Annotated in this window: 24 protein-coding genes; 4 read left to right on the forward strand and 20 right to left on the reverse strand. The window is 71.6% G+C overall.

Features of this window, described 5'->3' with window-relative positions; all coding sequences use genetic code 11:
- Positions 1–9 precede the first annotated feature (9 nt).
- The 3 genes from ACFVGY_RS32665 to ACFVGY_RS32675 all read left to right on the forward strand — a co-directional run bounded on the left by ACFVGY_RS32665 (position 10) and on the right by ACFVGY_RS32675 (position 3520).
- Positions 10–843 (forward strand): siderophore-interacting protein, encoded by an 834-nt coding sequence (locus ACFVGY_RS32665; RefSeq protein WP_385684478.1) that lies wholly within the window; start codon positions 10–12, stop codon positions 841–843.
- Between the two features lie 127 nt (positions 844–970).
- Positions 971–2512 (forward strand): serine hydrolase, encoded by a 1542-nt coding sequence (locus ACFVGY_RS32670; RefSeq protein ID WP_385684480.1) that lies wholly within the window; start codon positions 971–973, stop codon positions 2510–2512.
- Between the two features lie 36 nt (positions 2513–2548).
- Complete coding sequence (locus ACFVGY_RS32675; protein ID WP_385684483.1) at positions 2549–3520, forward strand: pseudouridine synthase; 972 nt, start codon at positions 2549–2551, stop codon at positions 3518–3520.
- A gap of 15 nt (positions 3521–3535) precedes the next feature.
- Here ACFVGY_RS32675 and ACFVGY_RS32680 read toward each other — a convergent pair whose 3' ends face one another.
- The 15 genes from ACFVGY_RS32680 to ACFVGY_RS32750 all read right to left on the reverse strand — a co-directional run bounded on the left by ACFVGY_RS32680 (position 3536) and on the right by ACFVGY_RS32750 (position 19541).
- A complete protein-coding gene (locus ACFVGY_RS32680; protein ID WP_385684486.1) occupies positions 3536–4813 on the reverse strand; it encodes a glycosyltransferase in 1278 nt (425 codons plus the stop codon).
- Between the two features lie 137 nt (positions 4814–4950).
- Positions 4951–5181: a hypothetical protein gene (locus ACFVGY_RS32685; protein ID WP_385684489.1), complete on the reverse strand. Its 231-nt coding sequence runs from the start codon at positions 5179–5181 to the stop codon at positions 4951–4953.
- A 1160-nt stretch (positions 5182–6341) separates the two neighbouring features.
- Positions 6342–7025: a TetR/AcrR family transcriptional regulator gene (locus ACFVGY_RS32690; protein WP_385684491.1), complete on the reverse strand. Its 684-nt coding sequence runs from the start codon at positions 7023–7025 to the stop codon at positions 6342–6344.
- Between the two features lie 91 nt (positions 7026–7116).
- Positions 7117–9969 (reverse strand): DEAD/DEAH box helicase, encoded by a 2853-nt coding sequence (locus ACFVGY_RS32695; RefSeq protein WP_385684494.1) that lies wholly within the window; start codon positions 9967–9969, stop codon positions 7117–7119.
- A 90-nt stretch (positions 9970–10059) separates the two neighbouring features.
- Positions 10060–10947 carry a diacylglycerol kinase gene (locus ACFVGY_RS32700; RefSeq protein ID WP_385684497.1) on the reverse strand — a complete coding sequence of 296 codons (888 nt, stop codon included), beginning with the start codon at positions 10945–10947 and terminating at the stop codon, positions 10060–10062.
- 17 nt (positions 10948–10964) lie between these two features.
- Positions 10965–11921 (reverse strand): twin-arginine translocase subunit TatC, encoded by a 957-nt coding sequence (gene tatC / locus ACFVGY_RS32705; protein WP_385684500.1) that lies wholly within the window; start codon positions 11919–11921, stop codon positions 10965–10967.
- 82 nt (positions 11922–12003) lie between these two features.
- Entirely contained in the window at positions 12004–12288 is a 285-nt protein-coding gene (tatA, locus tag ACFVGY_RS32710; protein ID WP_385684503.1) for a Sec-independent protein translocase subunit TatA, read from the reverse strand.
- A 198-nt stretch (positions 12289–12486) separates the two neighbouring features.
- Entirely contained in the window at positions 12487–12690 is a 204-nt protein-coding gene (locus ACFVGY_RS32715) for a hypothetical protein (protein ID WP_385684506.1), read from the reverse strand.
- A gap of 26 nt (positions 12691–12716) precedes the next feature.
- On the reverse strand, positions 12717–12989 hold the full coding sequence (locus ACFVGY_RS32720; RefSeq protein ID WP_385684509.1) for a hypothetical protein: 273 nt from the start codon (positions 12987–12989) through the stop codon (positions 12717–12719).
- A 173-nt stretch (positions 12990–13162) separates the two neighbouring features.
- Positions 13163–14131: a helix-turn-helix transcriptional regulator gene (locus tag ACFVGY_RS32725; RefSeq protein ID WP_385684512.1), complete on the reverse strand. Its 969-nt coding sequence runs from the start codon at positions 14129–14131 to the stop codon at positions 13163–13165.
- Between the two features lie 163 nt (positions 14132–14294).
- Positions 14295–15254, reverse strand: a complete 960-nt coding sequence (locus ACFVGY_RS32730; RefSeq protein WP_385684515.1) for a helix-turn-helix transcriptional regulator — start codon at positions 15252–15254, stop codon at positions 14295–14297.
- Positions 15255–15382: 128 nt separating this feature from the next.
- Positions 15383–15763 carry an FKBP-type peptidyl-prolyl cis-trans isomerase gene (locus ACFVGY_RS32735; RefSeq protein WP_385684518.1) on the reverse strand — a complete coding sequence of 127 codons (381 nt, stop codon included), beginning with the start codon at positions 15761–15763 and terminating at the stop codon, positions 15383–15385.
- Between the two features lie 66 nt (positions 15764–15829).
- Positions 15830–16768 (reverse strand): FKBP-type peptidyl-prolyl cis-trans isomerase, encoded by a 939-nt coding sequence (locus tag ACFVGY_RS32740; RefSeq protein ID WP_385684520.1) that lies wholly within the window; start codon positions 16766–16768, stop codon positions 15830–15832.
- 102 nt (positions 16769–16870) lie between these two features.
- Positions 16871–18232: a Pup--protein ligase gene (gene pafA, locus ACFVGY_RS32745; protein WP_385684523.1), complete on the reverse strand. Its 1362-nt coding sequence runs from the start codon at positions 18230–18232 to the stop codon at positions 16871–16873.
- Between the two features lie 58 nt (positions 18233–18290).
- Entirely contained in the window at positions 18291–19541 is a 1251-nt protein-coding gene (locus tag ACFVGY_RS32750) for an MFS transporter (protein WP_385684526.1), read from the reverse strand.
- 135 nt (positions 19542–19676) lie between these two features.
- Between ACFVGY_RS32750 and ACFVGY_RS32755 the strand changes: the two genes are divergently transcribed.
- Positions 19677–20681 (forward strand): LacI family DNA-binding transcriptional regulator, encoded by a 1005-nt coding sequence (locus ACFVGY_RS32755; protein ID WP_385684529.1) that lies wholly within the window; start codon positions 19677–19679, stop codon positions 20679–20681.
- An 84-nt stretch (positions 20682–20765) separates the two neighbouring features.
- On the opposite strand, the gene prcA is transcribed toward ACFVGY_RS32755, so the two are convergent.
- The 5 genes from prcA to dop all read right to left on the reverse strand — a co-directional run bounded on the left by prcA (position 20766) and on the right by dop (position 24835).
- Positions 20766–21530 carry a proteasome subunit alpha gene (prcA, locus tag ACFVGY_RS32760; RefSeq protein ID WP_385684532.1) on the reverse strand — a complete coding sequence of 255 codons (765 nt, stop codon included), beginning with the start codon at positions 21528–21530 and terminating at the stop codon, positions 20766–20768.
- Between the two features lie 46 nt (positions 21531–21576).
- A complete protein-coding gene (gene prcB / locus ACFVGY_RS32765) occupies positions 21577–22416 on the reverse strand; it encodes a proteasome subunit beta (protein WP_385684534.1) in 840 nt (279 codons plus the stop codon).
- Entirely contained in the window at positions 22368–22625 is a 258-nt protein-coding gene (locus ACFVGY_RS32770) for an endonuclease VII domain-containing protein (RefSeq protein WP_385684537.1), read from the reverse strand. Before ACFVGY_RS32770 ends, prcB begins: the two co-directional genes overlap by 49 nt.
- A 298-nt stretch (positions 22626–22923) precedes the next feature.
- Positions 22924–23136: a ubiquitin-like protein Pup gene (locus tag ACFVGY_RS32775; RefSeq protein ID WP_042803062.1), complete on the reverse strand. Its 213-nt coding sequence runs from the start codon at positions 23134–23136 to the stop codon at positions 22924–22926.
- 187 nt (positions 23137–23323) lie between these two features.
- On the reverse strand, positions 23324–24835 hold the full coding sequence (gene dop / locus ACFVGY_RS32780; RefSeq protein ID WP_385684540.1) for a depupylase/deamidase Dop: 1512 nt from the start codon (positions 24833–24835) through the stop codon (positions 23324–23326).
- Positions 24836–25131 lie beyond the last annotated feature (296 nt).

Raw genomic sequence — 25131 nt, forward strand, 5'->3', positions numbered from 1 at the left:
GGAGACGCCGTGGCAGAAGGACGCGCCCGCAAGGTCGGCACCGCAGTCGTCGTGCGGACCGAGCGGCTGACGCCGCACATGGTGCGGGTGGTTCTCGGTGGCGCCGGACTGGCCCGGTTCAGTGCGGGCGAGTTCACGGACCACTACATCAAGCTGCTGTTCGCGCCGGAGGGCGTCCAGTACCCCTCCCCGTGGGACCTGGAACGCATCCGCGCCCAGTACCCGCCCGCCGCGTGGCCGCGTCAGCGCGCGTACACGGTCCGCAGCTGGGACCCGGCCCACCTGGAACTGACCGTCGACTTCGTCGTCCACGGGGACGAGGGGCTGGCCGGCCCGTGGGCCCTGCGCGCCCAGCCGGGCGAGCTGGTCCGCTTCCTCGGCCCGGGCGGCGCGTACGCCCCGGCCCCGGAGGCCGACTGGCACCTGCTCGTCGGCGACGAGAGCGCGCTGCCGGCGATCGCCGCGGCGATGGAGCGGATGCCGGCCGGCGCCCGGGTCCACGCGCTGGTGGAGATCGACGGCCCCGCGGACGAGCAGAAGATCGCGACGCCCGACGGCATCGTCCCGGTCTGGCTGCACCGCGGGGGCCGCCCGGTGGGCGAGGCCCTGGTCGAGACCGTCAAAGGCCTCGACTTCCCCTCCCGCGACGTGCACGCGTTCGTCCACGGCGAGGCGGCCTTCGTCAAGGAGCTCCGGCGCCACCTGCGCCTGGAGCGGGGCATCCCGAAGGAGCGCCTGTCGATCTCGGGCTACTGGCGCCTCGGCGAGACGGACGAGGGCTGGCGGGCGATCAAGGGCGAATGGAACGCGCGGATCCTCGCGGAGCAGGAAGCCGCGGCCTGACCCGGGCGGCTCCACCCGAGCACCCGAGCCACCCGAGCCACCCGTCCTGGCCGGACCGACCGGACCGACCGGACCGACCGATTGGCCGAACGGGCGGTGCCACCCCGCCGGCGCCACAATGAGGGCTATGCGTACCCGCCTCGGGCTCACGGCGGCGGGAACCGCCCTGGCGCTGGCCGCCGCCGCGCCGGTCGCGGCCGCCCCGAGCCCCCCGCCGCCCCCGAAACCGCAGCTGACGGACCAGGACGTCGCGACCGCGGTGAACCGCCTGCCCGGGTTCATCGCGTCGGGAATGCGCAGCACGGGAGTGCCCGGGCTGTCCGTGGCCGTCGTCCACGACGACAAGGTCGTGTACCTGAAGGGCTTCGGGGTGCGGCGCACCGGCGAGAGCGGTGCGGTCGGTCCGGACACGGTCTTCCAGATCGCCTCCCTGTCCAAGCCGGTCTCCTCCACCGTCGTCGCCGGCACCATGAAGGACCCGTCCGAATGGGACCGGCACACCGAGCTGCCCGGCTTCGCCCTCAAGGACCCGTGGGTCACCGGGCACGTCACCACGGCCGACCTCTTCTCGCACCGCAGCGGCCTGCCCGACCACGCCGGGGACCACCTGGAGGACCTGGGCTACGACCAGGCGTACGTCCTGGACCACCTGCGCCTGCTGCCGCTGTCGCCGTTCCGGGCGAGCTACGCCTACACCAACTTCGGGCTGACCGCGGCGGCCGAGGCCGTCGCCCGGGCCCACGGCACCAGCTGGCAGAAGCTCAGCGCGGACACCCTGTTCAAGCCCGCCGGCATGACCCGCACCAGCACCGAGTTCTCCGCCTTCGCCACCGCGCCCGACCACGCCGCCACCCATGTGAAGAACCCCGACGGCACCTGGTCCCCGCGCTACGTACGCGATCCGGACGCCCAGGCGCCGGCCGGCGGGGTCAGTTCCACCGCGCGGGACCTGGCCCGCTGGATGCGGCTACAGCTCGGCGAGGGCACCCTCGACGGGAAGCGCATCGTCCCCGCCGCGACCCTGGAGCGCACCCACCTGCCCGAGATCGTGGCGCAGGCCACCACCCCGACCGGCCGGCCCCAGTTCTACGGACTCGGCTGGAACGTGACGTACGACGACGCGGGACGGCTCCGGCTCAGCCACTCCGGCGCCTTCGACCTCGGCGCCAACACCAACGTGACCCTGCTGCCCCTGGAGCGGCTGGGCATCGTCGTCCTCACCAACGGCGCCCCGGTCGGCCTCGCCGACGCCATCGCCGAGGACTTCTTCGACACCGCCGAGCACGGCAGGCCCACCACCGACTGGCTGCCCCTGTTCGCCTCGCTCTACGCGCAGCTGGACCAGGGGGACCGCTCCACGACCGATTACGCCCACCCGCCCGCCGGAGCCGCACCGCCCCGCGCCGACAGCGCGTACACCGGCACCTACGACAACCCGTACTACGGCAGGGCGACGGTCACGGCGAACCCCGACGGCGGCCTCACCCTGTCCCTCGGCCCCAAGCCCGAGCGCTTCCCCCTCCACCCCTACGACGGCGACACGTTCAGCTACGAGACCGCCGGGGAGAACGCCGTCGGCCGCACCGGCGTGTTCTTCGAGGACGGCACCATGCGCATCGAGTACCTGGACGAGAACCGGCTGGGCACCTTCACCCGGCAGCAGCCGTAGCCCTCCGACCCCGGGGACTGCCCTAGCCTGGAGCCGATGAGAAGCAGAACCCGCATACCCCCCGCCCCGCTCCCCCAGATCGACGGCATCGACCCGGTCCGGCTGCGCCTGCCCACCGTCCGCGACGGCAGGTGGCCCGACCTCGGCAGCTACCTCACCGAGCGCTACGCCGGCACCCGCGGCGCCGAGTCGGTGGCGCGGCTGCTGCACGGCGGCCGGATCCTCGGCCCCGGCGGCCGGGTGCTGCGCGCCGACGACCCGTACGAGCCGGGCGCGTACCTGTGGTTCCACCGGGACATGGACCCCGAGCCGGTCGTCCCGTTCCCGATCGGCGTGGTGTACCGGGACGCCCACCTGCTGGTGGTGGACAAGCCGCACTTCCTGGCGACGACCCCGCGCGGCAGCCACATCGTGCAGACCGCCCTGGCCCGGCTGCGCACCGAGCTGGACCTGCCCGAGCTGAGCCCGGCCCACCGCCTGGACCGGCTCACCGCGGGCCTGGTCATGTTCAGCATCCGACCCGAGGACCGCGGCGCCTACCAGGGCCTCTTCCAGGAGCGGCGGGTGGACAAGGAGTACGAGGCCCTCGCCGTCCACGACCCTGCGGTCGAGCTGCCCCGCACCGTCCGCAGCCGGATCGAGAAGGTCCGCGGGATCATCGGCGCGAGCGAGGTCCCGGGCGGCGAGCCGAACGCCGAGACCTCGCTGGAACTCCTCGACACCGCGGGCGGCCTGGGCCGCTACCGGCTGGTCCCGCACACCGGCCGCACCCACCAACTGCGGGTGCACATGAACGGGCTCGGCCTGCCGATCCTCGGCGACCCGGTGTACCCGGAGGTCACCGACCCGGCCCCGGACGACTTCCGGCGGCCCCTGCAACTCCTGGCCCGCGGCTTGGCGTTCACCGACCCGGTGACCGGCATCGCGCACCGCTTCGAGTCCGGCCTGGAGCTGCTCGCCTGGCGGGACCGCACCGCCTGGGAGGCCGGGCCGCCGACCTCCGCGTAGGCGGCCGGGGGCGCGTCAGACCAGTAGCGGTCCCCCGCAGCGGTCGGCCCCGTCCTTCACGGCGATCAGATTGGCCTGCACGTAGGAGATCAGGTTCCGCGAGTGCCAGTCGGTCGGGTAGTAGGTGACGAGCCGGGACCGCTGGAAGCGGGCCTCGATCTCCGGCACGAAGGCCCGGTACTGGTCGTCGGTGTAGTACCAGAACGAGTTCTCGTTGTAGTACGCGACGTGCGTCGGGTCCTGGTACGCGCCCCGGCCGTCGGAGCTCGGCGTGAGGGACAGCAGCATGCCGCCGGGCGCGAGCAGCCGGTACAGCTCGTTGATCAGCGGGATCTTCTCGGGCACGTGCTCCAGGAAGTCGACCGCCCGCAGCACGCCCACCGAGCCCTCGGCCAGGTCCAGCGGTTCGGGCAGCGTCGCGACGATGTCGACGCCGTCCCGCCGGTGCCGGTCGACGCCCAGGTAGCCGGGCGGCTTGCGGTGCGCCGCCCCCAGGTCCAGGGCGAGCAGCCCGCGCCGCCGGGTCCAGGCGAGCGTGTTGGCCTCGATGTACTTGTCGTACAGGGCGACGGTCTCGCGCTGGATGTGGGCGCTGACCTCGGAGTCGCGCTGGGTGTTGTCGGCGTGCATGCGCTGGAGGTACAGGCAGCGGGGGATGTGGTGGAACTCCCCCGCCTGGAACAGGCGGAACATCAGGTCCTGGTCGTCCAGCACGGTGCGGGTGGCATCGTAGCCGCCGACCTGTTCGTACGCGTCCCGGCGGAACGCCCGCACGTGGTTGGGGGCGTACCAGATGTACGAGACGTTGTGCGGGGTCGGTGCCATGGACACCGCCTGCAGCAGCCGGCGGCCATCCACGACGACGTCCTCGTACCGCCAGCCGTGGGTCTCGTTGAAGCGGGTCTCGTCGCGGCCGCCGTCCTCGGTGATCTGCGCCGTGTTGCTGTACGCGAGGACGACGTCGGCGTGCGCGTCGAAGACCGCGGCGAGCTCCGCCAGGCAGTCCCTGGCGAGCAGGTCGTCGTGGTCGAGTTCGACGAGGATCTCCCCACGGGCGAACTCGCAGGCGCGGCGTTTGGCCGCTCCGACTCCGCGACTGTCGTCGGAAACCTCCACCCGGACGCGGTCGTCGGGGTGCTCCGGCCGCCAGCGTGCGCCGTTGTTGAGGAGCACGATCCACTCCCAGTCGGTCCGGGTCTGCGCCTGGAGGGTGACGAGGCACTCGTCCAGGTAGCGCGGTCGGTGGCTGGGGGTGAAGACGGAGAACCGGGGCGTCGGGGCAGCGTTGCTCATCGTGTCGTACCTGTCGTGGGGGGTGGTAGCCGTGGCCGCCCGGGCCCGGACCCGGGCGGCGTTGTCGGAAGCGAGCGGGACCGTGGGTCCGGGACGCGGCTGGAGGGGACTACCTCACGGGGGCGGTGGGGTGGGGGTCAGGGGGTGCACACGACGTACGCGGTGACGGACCGGGCGTCCCCCGAGGTCGCCTGCCAGCCGGTGGGAGGTGGACCACCGACCGGCCGGGTGATGATCGGCTCCAGGTTGCCCCCACCGGCCATCTGGTAGCCACCGCCTGTGGCGAACCGGCCGGCCGGGCAGTTGGCGACGGCGTTGCCGGTGGCGGAGGTGGCCGTGACGACGGCGCCCTGCGCCCCGGTACCCACACCCTGCGCACCTTGGTTACCCTGCGCACCTTGGTTACCCTGCGCACCTGCCGCACCCTGGAACCCCTGGTTCCCCTGAGCACCGGGGACACCCTGGAACCCCTGGAATCCCTGACTGCCTTGGTTGCCCTGAGCCCCAGCCTCACCCTGGAACCCCTGGTCCCCCTGAGCACCGGGGACACCCTGGAACCCCTGGAATCCCTGACTGCCTTGGTTGCCTTGGTTGCCCTGAGCCCCAGGGTCGCCCTGGGAACCCTGGTTGCCCTGAGCCCCAGGCACACCCTGGAACCCCTGGTCGCCCTGGACGCCAGGCACACCCTGGAACCCCTGGTCGCCCTGGACGCCAGGCACACCCTGGAACCCCTGGTTCCCCTGAGCACCGGGGACACCTTGGAACCCCTGGAACCCCTGACTGCCTCGGTTGCCCTGAGCCCCGGGGTCGCCCTGGGAACCCTGGTTGCCCTGAACGCCAGGATCACCTTGGAACCCCTGGTAACCCTGGCTGCCCTGAACGCCAGGCGCACCCTGGAATCCCTGGGGGCCTTGCGAGCCTTGGAATCCCTGGTTGCCCCGCGGACCCCGGGCGCCAGTCGCTCCTTGAGGGCCCCGTGCCCCCTTTGCCCCCTGGGGGCCGCGGAGCTTCTGGCGCCAGTGGTCGTCACAGTCCCGGTCGCCAGGGCCGCCCGGCCGGGGATCGAACTCCTCGCTGAGCGCTCCGTTCGGACCGGGCACCTGGAGAGGACACGTGGAGTGCGGGCCCCGCGGGTCGTCCCCCGCGGCAGCGACAGCCGCCGCGGCCGAGGCGAGCTGGACGGCCAGCCCGAGCGCCCCGGCCGAGAGTAGCGTGGCGGTCCGGACCCAGGATCTGCGCAGTGAATCAGGCTTCATCTACTGACCTTCCTGCAACTGGAAGAGGCACCCCGCGCTTCGGCCCCCAGTCGCCAGGCCGGAGAGCGGAGCGGGGCGTCCTTGAGCCGCGGTCATGGCGACTTCGGCCCGCAGCATCCCCCCGGCACAGTAGCTTCCGGGCATTCCGGTCGACGGCCGTGCGCCCCGCGACGCACGCGCGTTTCTCGGCTCTTCATTCCATCGGCCTACGCGCGCCGGGGCACCCGGTCGGCGGCGCCGAAGGGGCCCGGTAGCCGACGGGGTACCGCCCCCTAGCCGCCGGCCCCGGCCGGGGCCGGGTCCGCGTCCCGCGCGACGCCCGCGATCCGCAGTGCCGCATCGGCCGTGGCCTCGGCGAAGGCCGCGACGGGGCGGGCGGGATCGTAGCGGTGGATCAACATGACGCCCTCGATCAACCCGAAGACCAGGTCGTTGCGCAGCGCCAACGCGCCCCGGTCACCGGCCAGTTCGGCGCCGATCGGGGTGGCCCCGAGCAACGCCCGGTACGCGCCCCGCAGTTCACCACGCATCCGGCGGAACCGGGTGAACCGGGATCCGGCCACCTCGGGCAGCAGGTACAGCGCGCCCAGGTCGTACGGACCCCCGCACAGCAGGAGCACGTCCGAGCGGCACAGCTCCCACAGCCGCTCGGCGGCGGGCCGACCCGTCTCGGCGAGGAGCCGGCGGGCCAGCCCCAGCGAGGGCGCGACGGTGGACTCCAGGAGTTCGGCGAGGAGTTCCTCCTTGCCGGCGAAGTAGTGGTACATCGTGGCCTGGCGCATCCCGGCCCGCTCGGCCACCGTCCGCGTGGTGGTGGCCGCGTACCCCCGTACGGTGAACAGCTCGGCCGCCGCGCAGAGGAGTTCCTCGCGCGGCGGCCGGCCGCGGGGTTCCGTCAGCCGGTCGGCGCGCGGCCGGCCGATCCGTCTCGGACCTTCGCCCGTTCCCCCAGTCATGGTCCGATCGTCGCACAGGGGCACGCCGAAGTGATCATGGCAAGAGATGAGATCCGGCCATGACCGCCTTCGGAGGAAGCCCCAAAAGGGGCTAGCCGACGGAGCTGTAGGCGACGACACCGCGCAGCAGGGCGTCGACCGCCTTGCGGGCGTTGCGCGCCACGGTGCTGCCGCTGCCGCTCCCGCCGCCCTGCGCGGACGCCGGCGCCGCCGCGGCGATCTGCCCGAGCACGTCGATGACCTGCTTGCACCAGCGTACGAAGTCGCCGGCCGGCATCTCGGCCTCGCGCAGCACCTCGTCCAGGCTCTTGTCGGAGGCCCACTGGTAGGCGGCCCAGGCGAAGCCGAGGTCGGGCTCGCGCTGGCCCACGCCCTCCGCCTGGTTGATGCGGTGCTCCTCCTCCAGGGCGTCGAGCCGGCCCCAGATGCGGACCATCTCGCCGAGCGCCGCCTTCGCCGCCCCGCCGGGCACCTTCGGTGCGACCGCGTCGTCGGACTGCCGCGCCTCGAAGACCAGCGCGGAGACGCATGCGGCCAGCTCGGCCGGGTTCAGGCCTTCCCAGACCCCGGCGCGCAGGCATTCGGAGGCCAGCAGGTCGAGCTCGCCGTAGAGCCGGGCGAGCCGCTTGCCGTGCTCGGTGACCTCGTCCTCGCGCAGGTAGTCCAGCTCGGTCAGGAGCCGGTGGATGCGGTCGAAGGTGCGGGCGATGGTGTTGGTCCGCCCCTCGATGCGCCGCTCCAGGGCCTGCGTGTCCCGCTTGAGCCGGTGGTAGCGCTCCGCCCAGCGGGCGTGGTCCTCCCGCTCGTCGCAGCCGTGGCAGGGGTGCGCCCGCAGTTCGGCGCGCAGCCGGGCGATCTGGCGGTCGTCGGCTGCGGCGGCCCGCCCGCGACGGCTCCGCTCGGGGGTGATGTGTCCGGCCTTGGCGCGCAGTTGGGAGGCGAGGTCGCGACGGGACTGCGGGGAGCGGGCGTTGAAGTTCCGCGGGATCCGCATCCGGTCGATGGCCTCCACCGGCACCGGGAAGTCCATCGCGGCGAGCCGCTTGACCTGCCGTTCGGCGGTGAGGACGAGCGGGCGCGGGCCCTCGGCGTACTCGTGGCCGCGGTGCCCGTTGACCCGCCCGGCGGGCACGCCCGGGTCGAGGACGAGGGCGAGGCCGGCGAACTTGCCGGTGGGCACGTGGATGATGTCGCCCGGCTTGAGCTTCTCCAGGGAGACGGCGGCCTGCGCCCGGCGCTGGGCCGCGCCCTGCTTGGCCAGTTCCGTCTCGCGGTCCTTCAGGTCGCGGCGCAGCTGCGCGTACTCCTCGAAGTTCCCCAGGTGGCAGGTCATGCCCTCGCGGTAGCCGGCGAGGCCCTCCTCGTTGCGCTGGACCTGCCGGGAGATCCCGACGACGGAGCGGTCGGCCTGGAACTGGGCGAAGGAGGTCTCCAGCAGTTCGCGCGAGCGGTGCCGCCCGAACTGCTGCACGAGGTTGACCGCCATGTTGTACGAGGGCTTGAAGCTGGAGCGCAGCGGGTACGTGCGGGTACCGGCGAGCCCGGCGAGCCCGGCCGGGTCCATGCCGCGCTGCCAGAGCACCACGGCGTGGCCCTCGACGTCGATGCCGCGGCGGCCGGCCCGGCCGGTGAGCTGGGTGTACTCGCCGGGGGTGATGTCGGCGTGCTGCTCACCGTTCCACTTGACCAGCTTTTCCAGGATCACCGTGCGCGCGGGCATGTTGATGCCGAGCGCCAGGGTCTCGGTGGCGAAGACGGCCTTGACCAGGCCGCGGACGAAGAGCTCCTCCACGACCTCCTTGAAGGTGGGCAGCATGCCGGCGTGGTGCGCGGCGATCCCGCGCTCCAGGCCTTCGAGCCACTCGTAGTAGCCGAGCACGTGCAGGTCCTCGGCCGGGATGGACGCGGTCCGCTCCTCGACGATTTCGCGGACCCTCAGGCGCGCCGACTCGTCGTTGAGCCGCAGGCCCGCGAACAGGCACTGCTGGACGGCGGCCTCGCAGCCGGCCCGGCTGAAGATGAAGTTGATGGCGGGCAGCAGCCCGTCGTTGTCGAGGCGGGCGATGACCTCGGGGCGGCCCGGCGTCCAGATCCGGTTGCGGGAGCGCCGCTCGCGCTCGCGGTCGGCCTCGCGGATCATCTTGCCGCGCCGCCGGTCCTTGGGGCTGTAGGTGCGGCTGTTCTCCTCGCGGGCCATGCGCAGCAGGTCGGGATTGACCTCGCGGCGTGCGGAGCCGCGGCCTCCGTGGTCGGTCTCCTCCTCGAAGAGGTCGTAGATCCGGCGGCCGGCCATGACGTGCTGCCACAGCGGGACGGGCCGCTCCTCGGAGACGATCACCTCGGTGTCGCCGCGGACGGTGTCGAGCCAGTCGCCGAACTCCTCGGCGTTGGACACGGTGGCCGACAGGGACACCAGCGTCACCGACTCGGGGAGGTGGATGATCACTTCCTCCCAGACGGCCCCGCGGAACCGGTCGGAGAGGTAGTGCACCTCGTCCATCACGACGTAGCCGAGGCCCAGCAGCGACTGCGAGCCCGCGTACAGCATGTTGCGGAGCACCTCGGTGGTCATCACGACCACGGGCGCCTCGGAGTTGACGCTGTTGTCGCCGGTCAGCAGGCCGACGCGGTCGGCGCCGTAGCGCTTGACGAGGTCGGCGTACTTCTGGTTCGACAGGGCCTTGATCGGTGTCGTGTAGAAGCACTTGCGCCCCTGCCGCAGGGCCAGGTGCACGGCGAACTCGCCGACGATGGTCTTGCCCGAGCCGGTCGGGGCGGCGACCAGCACGCCCTTGCCGGCCTCCAGTGCCTTGCAGGCGTCGACCTGGTAGGCGTCCAGGTCGAAGTCGTACAGCTCGCGGAAGGGGGCCAGGGCGGTGGCCTCCTCGGCGGCGCGGATCCGGGCAGCGGCGTACCGCTCGGCGGGTGAGAGTTCTTCGGTCATCTTGCTGTCGAGCCTACCCGCCGCCTCTGACAACAGTCGCGATCTTTATGACCGTCCCGGATCCCACGGGGGGCCGCCGGGCGGCCGCCGCTAGCCGAGGATCCGCACGGCCGCCGGGACGCACTCGGCGGTCACCGGCAGCGGCCCGACGCGCTCGCCGTCGGCGTAGGCGGTCAGGCCCGCGGCCTCCAGCGTGACCTTCGCGGCCCGGTGGACGGCGACCTCGGGGTGGCTGAGGTGCGTCCCCTTGTAGACCTGCGGGAACACCTTCAGGAGGGTGGCCCGGCTGCAGTCGCCGACCACGACGACGTCGAAGAGCCCGTCGTCGGGGACGGCGCCGGCGCAGATCCGCATGCCGCCCCCGTACGAGGAACCGTTCCCGACGGCGACCAGGGTGGCCTCGGTCTCGATCGCGGGGCCGTCGTCGAGGGTGATCCGGTACGGGAAGGGACGGAAGGCGGCCAGCTCCGCGATCATCGCCAGGTCGTACTTGAAGCGGCCCGCGGGCAGCCGCATCCGGTTGCCGCGGTCGTTGACCCGGGAGTCGAAGCCGGAGCAGAGCACGGTCCCGTACCAGGTGCCGGCCACCCGCCCCAGGTCGATCTCGCGCAGCCGGCTCTCCTTGAGGGCCTCGGCGGCCAGCCGGCCCGCCTGCGCGGGCTCCCGCACGGGCAGGCCGAGGGCGCGGGCGAAGTCGTTGCCGGTGCCCACCGCGACCACCCCGAGCGGGACCAGGGTCCCCGCCAGGGCCTGCAGGGCCAGGGAGACCATGCCGTCGCCGCCGACGGCGATCACCGCCCCGGTTCCCTCGCGGACGGCCGTGCGGAGCCGGGCCAGGGCGTCCTCGGCGTCGGTGCCGACGACGGTGCGGACGTGGAAGCCGGCGTCCCGGAGTGCCGACGCGGCCGGTTGCGCGGCCCGCGCGCCCCGGCCGCGGCCTGCGGTGGGATTGACGAAGAGGGTGATCTCAGCGCTCACCGCACGGAATGTACCTGTCAGGTGGCGTCGTCGTAACCGTTGATCTTCCGGCGTCCGCCGTCGGTCTGCTCGGGCAGCGGCGCCGGGGACGCCACCGTCTCCACCGCGCCGATCGGGGTGGGCGTGAGGTCGAGCTTCGCGGCCTCGTCGTCGGAGAGCAGCGCATCGGGGTTGTTGCGGCGCCGCCTGCGGTCGTTGACCAGGCAGATCCCGAGGGCGATGAAGTACAGGGCGACGATCGGGGCGGCCAGCGACAGCATCGTCAGCGGGTCACCGGTGGGGGTGGCGAACGCGGCGAAGACCGTGATGCCGAGCACCATGCCGCGCCACCAGCCGGCGAGCCGCTTCGCGGTGACGACCCCGGTGAAGTTGAGCAGGATCAGCAGCAGCGGCAGCTCGAAGGCGAGGCCGAAGACGACGACCATGCGCGTGACCAGGTCGAGGTAGTCGTCGACCGGCAGCAGGTTGCGGGCGTGCTCGGGGGTGAAGTCGAGCAGGATCGTGGCGGTCTTCGGCAGCAGCCGGTACGCGAGCACCGCGCCCGCGCCGAAGAGGGGCGCGCCGACCGCGACGAAGCCCATCGCGTACTTCTTCTCGTGGCTGTGCAGGCCGGGCGCGACGAAGGCCCAGAGCTGGTACAGCCAGACCGGGGCGGAGAGGACCACGCCCGCGGTCAGGGAGACCTTGAGGGCGATCGAGAACGGCGCGATGAGGCCGTTCACGGTCATGTCGGCGCAGGGCCGGCCGTTGCGCTGCGAGACCACCCCGTCGGTGCAGCCGACGGAGTCCAGCATCGGCTTCAGCATGAAGTCGATGACGTCCTTGTAGTAGACGGCCGCCACCACGGTGATCACGAGGATCGCCAGCACCGACTTCAACAGGCGGTTTCTCAGCTCACGCAGGTGCTCGACAAGGGGCATCCGCCCTTCGGCGTCCTTGTCGTGCTTCTCCTGCTTGCGGGCAGACTTGAGCAACCCACGTCCCTTGTCTCGTTGCAGATGACCGGCTCAGCTGCGATCGCGACCACGGCGCGGACCGCGGTCGTGACCGGTGGCCTCAGCCCTGGGCGGTGTGGTTCGGCTCGCCGACCGGCCGGGAGCTGGTCACGTCGCCGGGGGCGGCCTTGATGGTGCGCGGGGCAGCCTGCTGCGGGGCCGGGTCAGCGGGGCGCGCGGCGTCCTCCGCGGCGCTCTCGCTCTTCATGGCCTTGGCCTCGCTCTTGAGGATGCGGGCCGACTTGCCGAGGGACCGGGCCATCTCGGGGAGCTTCTTCGCACCGAACAGGAGCACGATGACCGCGATGATCAGAAGGATCTCGAGGGGCTTCAGATTGCCGATCATGTGTGTCTTCCTTCTCACCGAAACGGCTGGTTGTGGTGGAAACGGCATCGGACCGTGATCCTCGGACCGCTCCAAGGATCGTAACCCCCGGCGGTTAACGACCGGCAATCCCCCGGGGTACCCCGCCTTGCGCGCGGCTGCGTCAGACGGTACGGGGCGCGTCCCACACTTTCCATATACCTGCCGGCCGCGCGTGGCTCAGCGTCGTGCGGTCTCGCGGCCGGCGCGGGCCAGGTCCTCGGCCGCGCGCTCCAGGTCTCCGGAGGCGTCCGCGATGCGGCGGCTGGCGTGCGCGACCTGGCCGGACAGCCGCCGCACTTCCGCGAAGACGCGCAGCGCCAGGACGGCGAGGACGGTGAGCCCGAGGAATCCCAGGGCGATTGCGAGCATCGGCCACAGCATGGGTCGAGCCTAGGCCACCGGTGCCGTCAGACGCTGCGCAGGGTGCTCACGCCGCCGCCGGTCAGCAGCTCCACGATGCGCTCCCCGGCCGGCTTGCGGACGGACGCCGCGCACTCGGGGCAGGTGAAGGAGTAGAACGTGGTGCGCCGGCTGCCCCCGATGACCAGCCGCAGGGCGGTCGCGTCCAGCTCGAAGCGGGCCCGGCAGTCGGGACAGGCGGCCTTGAAGGAGACCGGCCCCGCCGCGGCGGGCCGTCCCGGCGGCCCTGCGGCGGCCTGCCCGCCCCGCGGCCCAGACATTCGCGACATCCTCGGCGCTCCCCTCAGCCGTTCGTCTTCCCTGCGGTGCGGCCGCTCCGGGCGCGGCTTCCGCCGGCCCGGACCGGTGGGGCGGTGCCGCCACCCCGGTCTTCGGCCCCGTCCCCCGGGGGTTCAGCCCCGTCCCCGGGGCTCAGCCCTGTTCCCGCCGGGTCTCAGCCCTGTTCCCCGTACCCGGCCAGTGCCTCGCGCGCCGCCTGCCGTGCGCTTTCGGCCAGCTCCGGCGGCGACACGATCCGGCCGTCCCGTCCCAGCCGCAGCGCGAGGCGGCGCAGCGAGCCCGGGTCCGGGCTGCGCAGCGTGATCCGCAGGCCGCCGTTGGCGAGTTCCTCGGCACGGTCGTGCGGGTAGTACTCGGCCACCCAGCGGCCGGCCGGCCCGACCTCGACGACGACCTGCGGGTCCTCGGCGGCCGGCTGCACCAGCCCCACGGACAGGTCCCGCGGCTCGATGGCGGGCGGCTCGGAACGCTCGTCGAGCAGGCGGATCTCGGCCACCCGGTCGAGGCGGAAGGTGCGCCGCGCCTCGGAGAGGTGGCACCACCCCTCCATGTACGTGTGGCCCACCGCGAAGAGCCGGATCGGGTCGACGGTGCGCTCGGTGAGCTCGTCGCGCGCGGGCGAGTAGTAGCGCAGCCACAGCCGCCGGCGCTCGGCGATGGCCCGGTCGACGTCGGCGAAGACCCCGCCCTCCGCCTCGAAGGTCACCGACAGCCGGGAGCTGGCCCCGGCGGCCTCCCCGGCGGCCGCCTCCAGCTTGGCGGTGGCCCGCAGCAGGGCGTCCCGGTCGCTCTCGCGCAGCCCCGGCAGCGTGGCCACGGCGCGGGCCGCCACCAGCAGGGCCGTGGCCTCGTCGGCGGCCAGGCGCAGCGGCTCGGCGGTGGACTCCCCCGAGGCGTCGGCGTTGTGCCACCAGATGCGCTCGCCGTCGGTGTCGATGTCGAGCAGGTCGCCGCCCCGGAAGCTGGTGCCGCACATCGGCAGCACGTCGAGGTCCGAGATCAGCTCGTCCTCCGTGATCCCGAAGGCGCGGGCGACGTCGGCGACGTGCGCCCCGGGGCGCTCGCGCAGATAGGTCACCAGGGACAGCATCCGGCGGGTCTGGTCGATGGCGTTGGCGGCCATGCTGGTAGGTCTCCCCCTCAGGGCACGTCGTGGATTCGGTGCGGTGTGCGGATGGTGCGGTGGACGGGCGGGATCGGGTGCGGGGGCCGGTGCGCCGCCGGTGCGGGCGCGGATCCGGCCCGCGGCCGCCCGCCGGGCCGCCTCCCTGCGGCCCGGGGCGGCCTCAGCCCGCGGCGACGGCGCGCAGCCGGTCCACCACGTCCGCCCGCAGGCCGGCGGGTTCCACCACCACGACGTCCGGCCCGAACTCCACGAGCCAGGCGTCCAGCCCGTGCCCGTACGGGATCTCCAGCTCGTCCCAGCCGTCCGCGACGCCCTCGCGCGTGGCGGTGGCCTTGGCCCGCAGCGGGTAGCCGGCGCCGGCCCGCAGCCGGATCACGGCGGTGCGGTCCGCGCTCTCCCCGGCCCAGCCCGCCACGGTCTCCCGCACGGTGACCACGTCCGGGACCTCGGCGGTGTACGAGCCGGCCCGGGAGCGGACCTTGCCAGTGATCCGGGAGAGCCGGAACACGCGCTCCTCCCCCCGGTCGCGGTCGTGTCCGGCCAGGTACCAGTGGCCGCGCCAGCACTCCAGGGCCCAGGGCTCCACGCTCCGGGTCTCCGGCCGGGCGGCGGTGGACTTGCGGTAGTCGAAGACCACGGGCCGCCGGTCGCGGCAGGCCAGCATCAGGGGCTCGAAGGCCGCCTCGTGGACCGGGATGCGCGGCTCGATGGCGCTGTGCTGGCCCTCGTACGGGTCCTCCGCCTCCGGCATGCCGCCGGCCCGCAGCTTCTGCAGGGCGCCACTGGCCGCCCCGGCGAGGCGGGCCTGCTGCCAGACCTTGGCCGCCAGGCCCAGGGCCGCGGCCTCCTCGGCGTCCAGGGAGACGGGCGGCAGCCGGTTGCTGTCGCGGCGGGCCAGGTAGCCGGTCTCGCCCTCCAGGTTCTCCACCGTCTCGATGACGAGACCGAGCTCACGCAGATCGTCCTTGTCCCGCTCGAACATGCGGTTGAAGGACTCGTCGTTGCCCGCTTCCATGTACGCCTCGATGGAGCCGCGCAGCTCGCGCTTGCTCAGTGGCCGGCGGGTCCCCAGCAGGCACAGCGCCAGATTCATCAGCCGCTCGGCCTTGGCAATCGCCATCGACGCCCTTCCGCCCTTCTTCCCGTGCGTGTCCGTGACCGTTGACCGTACCGTCCCGGCGCTCCCGGGCAAAAGCGAGGGCCCCCGCCTCACGGCGGGGGCCCTTCGGCCCGTCAGGGGCGGCCGGTTCAGCCGACGCCCATCAGGTCGCAGACGAAGATCAGCGTCTCGCCCGGCTTGATGGCCGGGGTCGGGCTGTGGTCGCCGTAGGCGAGGTGGGCGGGGATGGTCAGCTTGCGGCGGCCGCCGACCTTCATGCCCTGGACGCCGCGGTCCCAGCCCTGGATGACCTGGCCGATGCCCAGGATGAACGGCAGCGGGGCGCCGCGGTTCCAGGAGGCGTCGAACTCCTCGCCGGTGGAGAAGGCCACGCCGACGTAGTGGACGGAGACCTTCTGGCCGGCCTCGGCCACCGGGCCGTCGCCCTCCCAGATGTCCACGATCTCGAGGTCCTTCGGGGCCGGACCCTCGGGGAAGTCGATCTCGGGCTTCTCGAGCTTGTCGCTCACGGAACTGCTCCTCAGAAAAACGTACGGGCCCCCCCGACGGTGGCCGGGGGGACAACCGGGACAGTCTTACATCACCGCGAGGATGTCGAGGCTGAACACCAGCGTCGAGTTCGCCGGGATCGTGCCCCGGGCCTCGGCCCCGAAACCCTGGTCCGGCGGGATGACCAGCAGGATGCGACTGCCGACCTTCTTGCCGACCAGGCCCTCCTTGAGGCCCTTGACCGAAATCTGGTCGATCGGCCAGGTCACCGTCTGGTCGAGGGCGTAGGTGCTCTCGAAGGTCTTGTCGTCCTTCCACGTCTTGCCGTGGAACTTCACGACGACGCTGTCGGTGTCCTTGACGGCCGGGCCGTCACCCTCCAGCACGTAGTTCGAGACCAGCTTGGCCGGCGGCTCGCCGTCCTTCGGCACGGTCACGGAGACTTCCTTGCCGTCCGTGTTGGTGCCGATCTTGGCCAGGGCCTTGTCCTCCTGCGGGACCTCCTTGCCCGTGGCGGAGGCCGGGACGCTGGTGCCCTTGACGATGTCCACGACGAAGACCAGCGTGGCATTCGGCTTGATCTTGTCGCCGGAGCCCTTGGCTCCGTAGCCCAGGTCCGGCGGGATCACCAGTTCCAGGCGGCTACCGACCTTCTTGCCCTCCAGGCCCTGGTCCCAGCCCTTGATGACCATGCCGGCGCCGATCGTCACCTCGAACGGCTTGCCCTTGCCGAAGCTCTGGTCGAACGGCTCCTTGCCGTCCCAGACCTGGCCGAGGTAGTTGACCTGGGCGACATCGCCCTTCTTCAGCGCCGGGCCGGTGCCCTCGCTGATGGTCTCCACCTTCAGCTCCTTCGGCGGGTCGCCCTCGCCCTTGGACAGCTTCGGGGTCTCTCCGAACTTGGCACCCCCGGTGATCGCGGGCACCCCGTTCTTCATGTCGGCGGAGTCGGAGCCGCTGTCGCCACAGGCTGCCGTGGACAGCAGCAGAGCGGGTACGACCAGCAGGCCGGCAAGTCGGCGCACGTGTTCCTCAGATCTCAGACGGCAACGGTCGTCGCCACTCTAAGGCGTGCCGGGGGCCCCGTACGAGATCCGCACGAGGCCCTGGCCACAATCAGTGCGATGTCACATGCCGGCGATCAGCTTCTCCACCCGGTCGTCGACCGCCCGGAACGGGTCCTTGCACAACACCGTCCGCTGCGCCTGGTCGTTCAACTTCAGGTGCACCCAGTCGACGGTGAAGTCCCGCCGCTGCTCCTGCGCCCGCCGGATGAAGTCGCCCCGCAACCGCGCCCGCGTCGTCTGCGGAGGCACCGACTTCCCCTCGAAGATCTTGAGGTCATTGCAGATCCGCGCCGCCTGCCCCTTGCGCTCCAGCAGGTAGTACAGCCCGCGCCGGCGATGGATGTCGTGGTACGCGAGGTCTATCTGGGCCACCCGCGGATTCGACATGGTCATGCCGTGCTTGGCCCGGTACCGCTCGATCAACTGGTACTTCATGACCCAGTCGATCTCCGTCGCGATCCGGTCCAGATCCTGCGACTCCACCGCGTCCAGCGTCCGGCCCCACAGCTCCAACACCTGCTCCACCGTGCCCGACCGGATCCCCCGGCGCTCGGCGAAGTCCACCGCCTTGTCGTAGTACTCCCGCTGGATCTCCAACGCCGAGGCCTCGCGCCCGCTCGCCAGGCGCACCTTGCGCTGGCCGGTGATGTCGTGACTGACCTCGCGGATCGCCCGGATCGGGTTCTCCAGGGTCAGGTCCCGCATCACCGTACCCGCCTCGATCATCCGCAGCACCAGGTCGGTGGCCCCGACCTTCAGCAGCATCGTCGTCTCGGACATGTTCGAGTCCCCGACGATCACGTGCAACCGGCGGTACCGCTCGGCATCCGCGTGCGGCTCGTCACGCGTGTTGATGATCGGCCGGGAACGCGTCGTAGCGGAGCTGACGCCCTCCCAGATGTGCTCCGCCCGCTGACTCACGCAGTACACCGCACCCCGCGGCGTCTGCAGCACCTTGCCCGCCCCGCAGATCAGCTGCCGCGTGACGAGGAACGGAATGAGGATGTCCGCCAGACGGGAGAATTCCCCGTGCCGCGCCACCAGATAGTTCTCGTGGCAGCCGTACGAGTTTCCCGCCGAGTCGGTGTTGTTCTTGAAGAGGTAGACGTCGCCCGCGATTCCCTCCTCGTGCAGGCGGCGTTCGGCATCGACCAACAGACCTTCGAGAATGCGCTCGCCGGCCTTGTCGTGGGTGACCAGTTCGGTCACGTTGTCACATTCGGGCGTTGCATATTCCGGATGCGATCCCACGTCCAGGTACAGGCGGGCGCCGTTCCGCAGGAACACATTGCTGCTGCGGCCCCATGACACGACACGGCGGAAGAGGTAGCGCGCCACTTCGTCAGGAGACAGCCGGCGCTGTCCCCTGAACGTGCACGTGACGCCGTACTCGTTCTCCAGCCCGAAAATGCGGCGGTCCATGACTGAACATTACGCCTTTGGCCCTCTTCTGAAACCGGCTTCGGGAACGCCGTTTCGATCAGTTCCCCACGAGCCGGCCCTCCGCCGCCTCCGCAAGGCCCGCCGCGGACCCCGTCACGGTCCGGGACCGACCGGGAGCAGCGAGGATCCGCTGAGTGGCCGTCAGCACCACCAGGGCCGCCGCACCGCCCGCACCGGCCACACCGAACCCGGTCACCGTGCCGCCCAGTTCCACGGCCGGACCCGCCACCGCCGTACCCGCGGCCGCACCCACACCGAAGAACGTCACCAACCAGGAGAACGCCTCCGTCACCGTACCCACCGGAGCATGCCGGTCCACGACGATGAACGCACAAGCGATGGTGGGCGCCAGGAACACCCCCGCCAGAGCCGTCAGCGCCGTCATGGCCACCGGGCCCGGCGTCAACAGCAACGGCAGGTACCCCAACGCCAGCAGCGCCACCAACAGCCGCAACCGCCGCTCCGGCGCCCCGCCCCACTGCCGGGCCCCGTACACCACACCGCCGACCAGCGCACCCAGACCCAGCGCGGCCATCAGCCAGCCGTAGACCGCCTGGCCACCGTTGCGGTCGGAATAGGCGGACGCAGCCACCGTGATCGAGCCGAGCGCCATCCCCACGAAGAAGAAGGCACCCAACAGCGCCCGCAGCCCCGGCGAACGCAGCGCCCCCAGCCAGTGCGCCTCACGCGGCTCGGAACGCCACGTACGCGACGGCTCCGACACCACCACGGACAGCGCACCCAGCACACCCAGAGCATTGATCAGCAACAGCGCCCCGGCCGGGCTCCACAGCGCGATCGACACCGTCACGATCAGCGGCCCGACCGCGTACATGATCTCCTGCGCCACCGCGTCCAGCGCGTACGCAGCGTGCACCCGGTCCTCCCGGTCGCCCAGCACACTGGGCCACAGCGCCCGCAGCCCGCCCTCCAGCGGCGGCGAGAAGAACCCCGCCACCACCATCGCGGCGTACGCGACCAGCGCCGAGCCGGTACCCGCCCACGCCAGCCACGCCATGCCCAGCGCCGCCACCACGGCCGAGGGCAGCTGGACCCGGGGCTGGCCGTACAGGTCGACGGCGCGGCCGAGCAGCGGCTGCCCCACGGCGTTGGCCACGCCGTACACGGCGGCCAGCGCGCCTGCGAGACTGTAGCTCCCGCCCTCGGCCCGCACGAAGAGCACGATCGCGATCGCGGCCGTGGCGTTCGGCAGCCGACCGACGAGCGTGCCCGCCAGCAGCCGCGCCGCGTGCCTGGTCCTGAGCAGCTCCGCGTATCCCGCGGCCATCTAGCGCCCCCTTCTGCCCGGACCTGCCGGGGTAATACGTATAACTGAGCGAGTCATACGTACCATGGCCACAGCCCGGGGGTCCAGCCGCACAACCGGCCCCACCCCTCCCACCTCGCACTACAGGAGAACCGTGTGACGAGACCCACCAGCCGCGACGTCGCCACCGCCGCCGGGGTCTCCCAGGCCACCGTCTCCCTCGTCCTCGGCGACAAATGGCGCGGCCGCGTCTCCGCACGCACCGCCGACCTCGTCCGCACCGCCGCCGCCGACCTCGGCTACCGCCCCAACCTCGCCGCCCGCAACCTCCGCCTCGGCAGCACCCGCACCGCCCTCCTCGTCGTCCCCGCCCTCACCAACGAATTCTTCGCCCGCGTCTACACCGGAGCCGCCCGCGTCGCCGCCGCCCACGGCTTCGGAGTCGTCCTCTACCCCTCCCCCGACGGCACCGGCCCCGCCCGCGACCCCTTCGCCTCCGCCCGCGCCGCCCTCGACGGCGTCATCGCCTCCTCCATGGCCGCCGGCGCCCTCGACGCCATCGGCGGCGACGGCCTCCCCCTCGTCATGCTCGACAGCGCCCCCGGCTCCGGCCGCGCCGCCGCCCACGTCAACCTCGCCATGGCCGACGGCATGCGCCAGGTCACCGAACACCTCCTCGCCCTCGGACACCGCCGCTTCCTCCACTTCGCCGCCGACGTCGACTCCTGGACCTTCGACAACCGCGCCCAGGCCCTCGCCCGCCACCTCGGTCCCCACGCCGAGCTCCGCACCGTACGGGCCCCCCTCGGCGTCGCCGAAGCCCGCACCGCCATCGAAGCCGCCCTCGCCACCCCCGCCGACCGGCCCACCGCCATCGTCTGCGACGACGACATCCTGGCCGTCGGCGCCTGCAAGGCCGCCCGCCGCCTCGGCCTGCGCATCCCCGACGACCTCTCCGTGACCGGCATCGACGACCTGGCCCTCGCCACCGCCGTCGAACCCGAGCTCACCACCGTCCGCCTGCCCGCCGAACGCGTCGGAGAACAAGGCATGGCCGCCCTCCTCGCCATCCTGGACGGCACCGGATGGACCGCCCCCGACATCCCCGTCGACCTCGTCGTACGCGCCTCCACCGCACCCCCGCCGACCACCCGCCCCTGACATCCCGCGGAAACGCGAAACGCCCCGGCCCCACCTCCGAAGAGGCAGGACCGGGGCGGGAAGTGCCGAGAGCCGGGGCGGCGCCTACTCGGCGTCGTCCTCCGGAGCCTCGTCGTTCGAGACCGCGTCGGCCTGCGCCGCCGCCGGAACATCCGCCTCCAGCAGCCGCGCCAACTGCCGGCCCCGGATCCGCTTGAACTTCCGCTGCTGCGACCGCGTCCGGTCCAGCACCGCAACCTCCAGCCGCTCCGCCGGAATGGTCTTGTCCGCACCGTTCGCCTGGCTGGACAGCGCCTGCACCGCCAGCTTCAGCGCCTCGGACAGGGTCATCCCCTCCCGGTGCCGCTGGTCGAGGTAACTACTGATCTGCTCGGCGTTCCCGCCGACCGCGACCGAACCGTGCTCGTCCACGATCGACCCGTCGTGCGGCAGCCGGTAGATCTGGTCACCCGCAGCGGTCGTGCCGACCTCGGCCACGACCAGCTCCACCTCGTACGGCTTCTCACCGGCGCTGGAGAAGATCGTGCCCAGCGTCTGCGCGTACACGTTCGCCAGCCCACGGGCCGTCACGTCGTCGCGGTCGTAGGTGTACCCGCGCAGGTCCGCGTAGCGCACACCACCGATCCGCAGGTTCTCGTACTCGTTGTACTTCCCGGCGGCCGCGAAGCCGATCCGGTCGTAGATCTCGCTGAACTTGTGCAGCGCACGGGACGGGTTCTCGCCGACGAACACGATGCCGTCGGCGTACTGCAGCACGACAAGGCTGCGGCCGCGGGCGATGCCCTTGCGGGCGTATTCCGCCCGGTCGGCCATCGCCTGCTGCGGGGAGACGTAGAACGGAGTCGACACCGGCTGACCGTCCCTTTCTTCTGGGCTCCTGAGGGGCTGTTACGGATCAGAGCAGGGCGGCGCGCGGGCCGTCCGGCTCCTGGAGGCGGCGGTCGGTGACCTTGCGGGCCAGAGCCTGGGACTCCTCCTCGGTCAGCCGCCGGAAGCCCTCGTCGGTGATGACGGTGACGATCGGATAGATGTTGCGGTAGAGGTCCGGACCACCCGTCGCCGAGTCGTCGTCGGCGGCGTCGTACAGCGCCTGGACGACCAGCGTGGTGGCCTGCTCCTCCGTCAGGTCCGGCCGGTACAGCTTCTTCATCGACCCACGGGCGAAGATCGAACCCGAACCCGTGGCCGCGTACCCGTGCTCCTCGGAGCGGCCGCCGGTCACGTCGTAGGAGAAGATGCGGCCCTTCTCCTTGCCCTCGTCGTAGCCCGCGAAGAGCGGGACCACGGCCAGGCCCTGCATGGCCATGCCCAGATTGCTCCGGATCATGGTGGAGAGCCGGTTCGCCTTGCCCTCCAGGGAGAGGGTCGCCCCCTCCACCTTCTCGAAGTGCTCCAGCTCCAGCTGGAACAGCTTCACCATCTCCACGGCCAGGCCGGCCGTGCCGGCGATGCCGACCGCGGAGTACTCGTCCGCCGGGAACACCTTCTCGATGTCCCGCTGCGCGATCATGTTGCCCATCGTCGCCCGCCGGTCACCGGCGAGGACCACCCCGCCGGGAAAGGTGACGGCAACGATGGTCGTGCCGTGCGGCGCCTCGACGATCCCCTCCGGAAGCTTCCGGTTGCCCGGCAGCATCTCGGGCGCGTGCGCACCCAAGAAGTCCATGAAGGACGACGACCCCGGCGTCAGGAAGGCTGCCGGAAGACGCCCTGTGCCACGATTGTTGGCTTCCACGCGTGTCCCTCCAGATATGAAACGACCCGACGAGCGGCATCGGGATCGTCTCCCAACTTGCCGATGGCCGTGTTGCAGTTGAAGCAAAGTACGCCACGGACCTTACCCGTCGTGTGGCAATGATCCACATGTACCGCTGGAGCCTTCAGGCAGATACAGCAGACACCGCCCTGCGCGGCGATCATCTCGTCGCGCTCGGCCTCAGTCATGTTGTACGAACGCTTGAGGTGGCCTGCCCGGCTTTCGATGGCCCGGCACGCCTTGCACCGCGTCGACAGGCCGTCGGAGGCCGTGGCGTTCCGATGCCACTCCGAGTGGGGCTTGATATCTGCCGGTCGCGGTGGTAGTCGGCCATGCAGTCGCGGCATTCACGCTGCAGGCCATCAAGGTTCGACCGCTTGATGGCGAAGGATGCGCGCGGCTTAGCCTCACCGCACCGCACGCACCGCTTCGGCCGCTGGTCTTCCGACACCCCCACCCCGCCTTGGATTCGAAGGTAAAAAGGCCTTACTGGCCACCTTTTTGCACGAAACTCCGCACGAAGTCCTCTGCGTTCTCCTCCAAGACGTCGTCGATTTCGTCCAGGACGGAGTCGACGTCGTCGGAGAGCTTTTCCTGCCGCTCCTTGAGGTCGGACTGTGCTTCCGCGGCCTGCTCCTCGACCTCCTCGGTCGAGCGAGTGGCCTTCTGCTGTCCGCCGCCGGTGTCCTTGGTCGCCATGTCTACCTCACCCCGCTCGGTTCGCACGCTCGTGACGAGGGACCCCGGGATTCGGGATCCCTCAAGATCAGACCCTACTTCGGACCCTACAAGGAGGGCCGGGCTTTCGTCCCGGTACTTTGACAACGTCCGGGTGTTCCCATGATTCCCGGGAGAGGGGGCTTTCAGGCCCCCTCTCCGCCACGGTTCAGTTCCCGCTGAGCACCCGCACCAGGTCCTCCGCCGTCCGGCAGCGGTCAAGGAGCTCCTTCACGTGCTTGCGGGTACCCCGCAGGGGTTCCAGCGTCGGGACGCGCTGGAGGGAGTCGCGGCCCGGCAGGTCGAAGATCACCGAATCCCAGGAGGCCGCGGCCACGTCGTCCGCGTACTGCTCCAGGCACCGGCCCCGGAAGTACGCCCGGGTGTCCTCCGGCGGCTTCGCGGCGGCGCGCTCCACGGCGGGCTCGTCCACCAGCCGCTTCATCTTGCCGCGGGCCACGAGGCGGTTGTACAGGCCCTTGTCGGGCCGTACGTCCGCGTACTGGAGGTCGACCAGGTGCAGCCGGGCGGCGTCCCAGCCGAGCCCGTCACGGCGCCGGTAGCCCTCCAGGATCTGCCGCTTGGCGATCCAGTCCAGCTCGCCCGCGAGGCTCATCGGGTCGCTCTCCAGCCGCCCCAGGACGTCCTCCCAGCGGGTGAGCACGTCCTTGGTCTGCTCGTCCGCGTCGGCTCCGAACCGCTCCTCCACGTACTTCCGCGCCAGCTCGAAGTACTCCATCTGCAGTTGCACGGCGGTCAGGGTGCGGCCGCTGCGCAGCGTGATCAGGTGGCGCAGGTCGGGGTCGTGGGAGACCTGGTGCAGGGTGCGTACGGGCTGGTCGACGGCGAGGTCGACGGTGATGAAGCCGTCTTCGATCATGGAGAGGACCAGGGCCGTCGTGCCGAGCTTGAGGTAGGTGGAGATCTCGGAGAGGTTGGCGTCGCCGATGATCACGTGGAGGCGGCGGTACTTCTCGGCGTCCGAGTGGGGCTCGTCGCGGGTGTTGATGATGGGCCGCTTGAGGGTGGTCTCCAGGCCGACCTCGACCTCGAAGTAGTCCGCGCGCTGGCTGATCTGGAAGCCGTGTTCGCGGCCGTCCTGGCCGATGCCGATGCGGCCGGCGCCGGTGATCACCTGGCGGCAGACGAAGAAGGGGGTGAGGTGGCGCACGATCTCCGAGAAGGGGGTTTCCCGCTTCATCAGGTAGTTCTCGTGCGTGCCGTAGGAGGCGCCCTTGTTGTCGGTGTTGTTCTTGTAGAGCTGGATCGGTTGGGCGCCGGGGAGCTGGGCGGCGCGTACGGCGGCTTCGGCCATGATCCGCTCGCCGGCCTTGTCCCAGAGGACGGCGTCGAGCGGGTTGGTGACTTCCGGGGAGCTGTACTCGGGGTGGGCGTGGTCGACGTAGAGTCGTGCGCCGTTGGTCAGGATGACGTTGGCCAGGCCGATGTCCTCGTCGGTGAGCTGGCTGCTGTCGGCGGCCTCGCGGGCGAGGTCGAAGCCGCGGGCGTCCCGCAGCGGGTTCTCCTCCTCGAAGTCCCAGCGGGCGCGTCGCGCCCGGTGCATCGCCGCCGCGTAGGCGTTGACGATCTGGGACGAGGTGAGCATGGCATTGGCGTTCGGGTGACCGGGGACGGAGATCCCGTACTCCGTCTCGATCCCCATTACTCGCCGTACGGTCATGCGGCCCTCCTTGCCCGGCGGCGCCCCCGTTCGGGAGCGGCGCTCAAGTACCGCTGGTGGTCCGGTGCGTGTGCGGTGCCCGACCCCGCACTGCGGATGCGTCGGTACGGATGAGCCTAGAACCACTCCACGCCGGTGGGGAGATCATTTCAATCCTCGGCTGCGCCCCGTCACGGCTGAAAAGCGGTCGGTGATGCTGTCGGCAAAGCAGTCGGGGGGCGGGGGGCCGGGGGGCCCCCCCCCCCCGCCCCCCCCCCCCGGTGGGGGGCCGTGTTAGGCACCCTGTGGGTGGAGCG

It is taken from the genome of Streptomyces sp. NPDC127106, from assembly GCF_042677605.1.
Lineage (GTDB): Bacteria > Actinomycetota > Actinomycetes > Streptomycetales > Streptomycetaceae > Streptomyces.

Excerpts from the sequence above, each read along its gene's own strand:
- ACFVGY_RS32670 (WP_385684480.1), top strand. The coding sequence starts at position 971 with ATGCGTACCCGCCTCGGGCTCACGGCGGCGGGAACCGCCCTGGCGCTG.
- ACFVGY_RS32675 (WP_385684483.1), top strand. The coding sequence starts at position 2,549 with ATGAGAAGCAGAACCCGCATACCCCCCGCCCCGCTCCCCCAGATCGAC.
- ACFVGY_RS32680 (WP_385684486.1), bottom strand. The coding sequence starts at position 4,813 with ATGAGCAACGCTGCCCCGACGCCCCGGTTCTCCGTCTTCACCCCCAGC.
- ACFVGY_RS32690 (WP_385684491.1), bottom strand. The coding sequence starts at position 7,025 with ATGACTGGGGGAACGGGCGAAGGTCCGAGACGGATCGGCCGGCCGCGC.
- ACFVGY_RS32695 (WP_385684494.1), bottom strand. The coding sequence starts at position 9,969 with ATGACCGAAGAACTCTCACCCGCCGAGCGGTACGCCGCTGCCCGGATC.
- tatA (WP_385684503.1), bottom strand. The coding sequence starts at position 12,288 with ATGATCGGCAATCTGAAGCCCCTCGAGATCCTTCTGATCATCGCGGTC.
- ACFVGY_RS32715 (WP_385684506.1), bottom strand. The coding sequence starts at position 12,690 with ATGCTGTGGCCGATGCTCGCAATCGCCCTGGGATTCCTCGGGCTCACC.
- ACFVGY_RS32720 (WP_385684509.1), bottom strand. The coding sequence starts at position 12,989 with ATGTCTGGGCCGCGGGGCGGGCAGGCCGCCGCAGGGCCGCCGGGACGG.
- ACFVGY_RS32725 (WP_385684512.1), bottom strand. The coding sequence starts at position 14,131 with ATGGCCGCCAACGCCATCGACCAGACCCGCCGGATGCTGTCCCTGGTG.
- ACFVGY_RS32730 (WP_385684515.1), bottom strand. The coding sequence starts at position 15,254 with ATGGCGATTGCCAAGGCCGAGCGGCTGATGAATCTGGCGCTGTGCCTG.
- pafA (WP_385684523.1), bottom strand. The coding sequence starts at position 18,232 with ATGGACCGCCGCATTTTCGGGCTGGAGAACGAGTACGGCGTCACGTGC.
- ACFVGY_RS32750 (WP_385684526.1), bottom strand. The coding sequence starts at position 19,541 with ATGGCCGCGGGATACGCGGAGCTGCTCAGGACCAGGCACGCGGCGCGG.
- ACFVGY_RS32770 (WP_385684537.1), bottom strand. The coding sequence starts at position 22,625 with ATGACTGAGGCCGAGCGCGACGAGATGATCGCCGCGCAGGGCGGTGTC.
- ACFVGY_RS32775 (WP_042803062.1), bottom strand. The coding sequence starts at position 23,136 with ATGGCGACCAAGGACACCGGCGGCGGACAGCAGAAGGCCACTCGCTCG.
- dop (WP_385684540.1), bottom strand. The coding sequence starts at position 24,835 with ATGACCGTACGGCGAGTAATGGGGATCGAGACGGAGTACGGGATCTCC.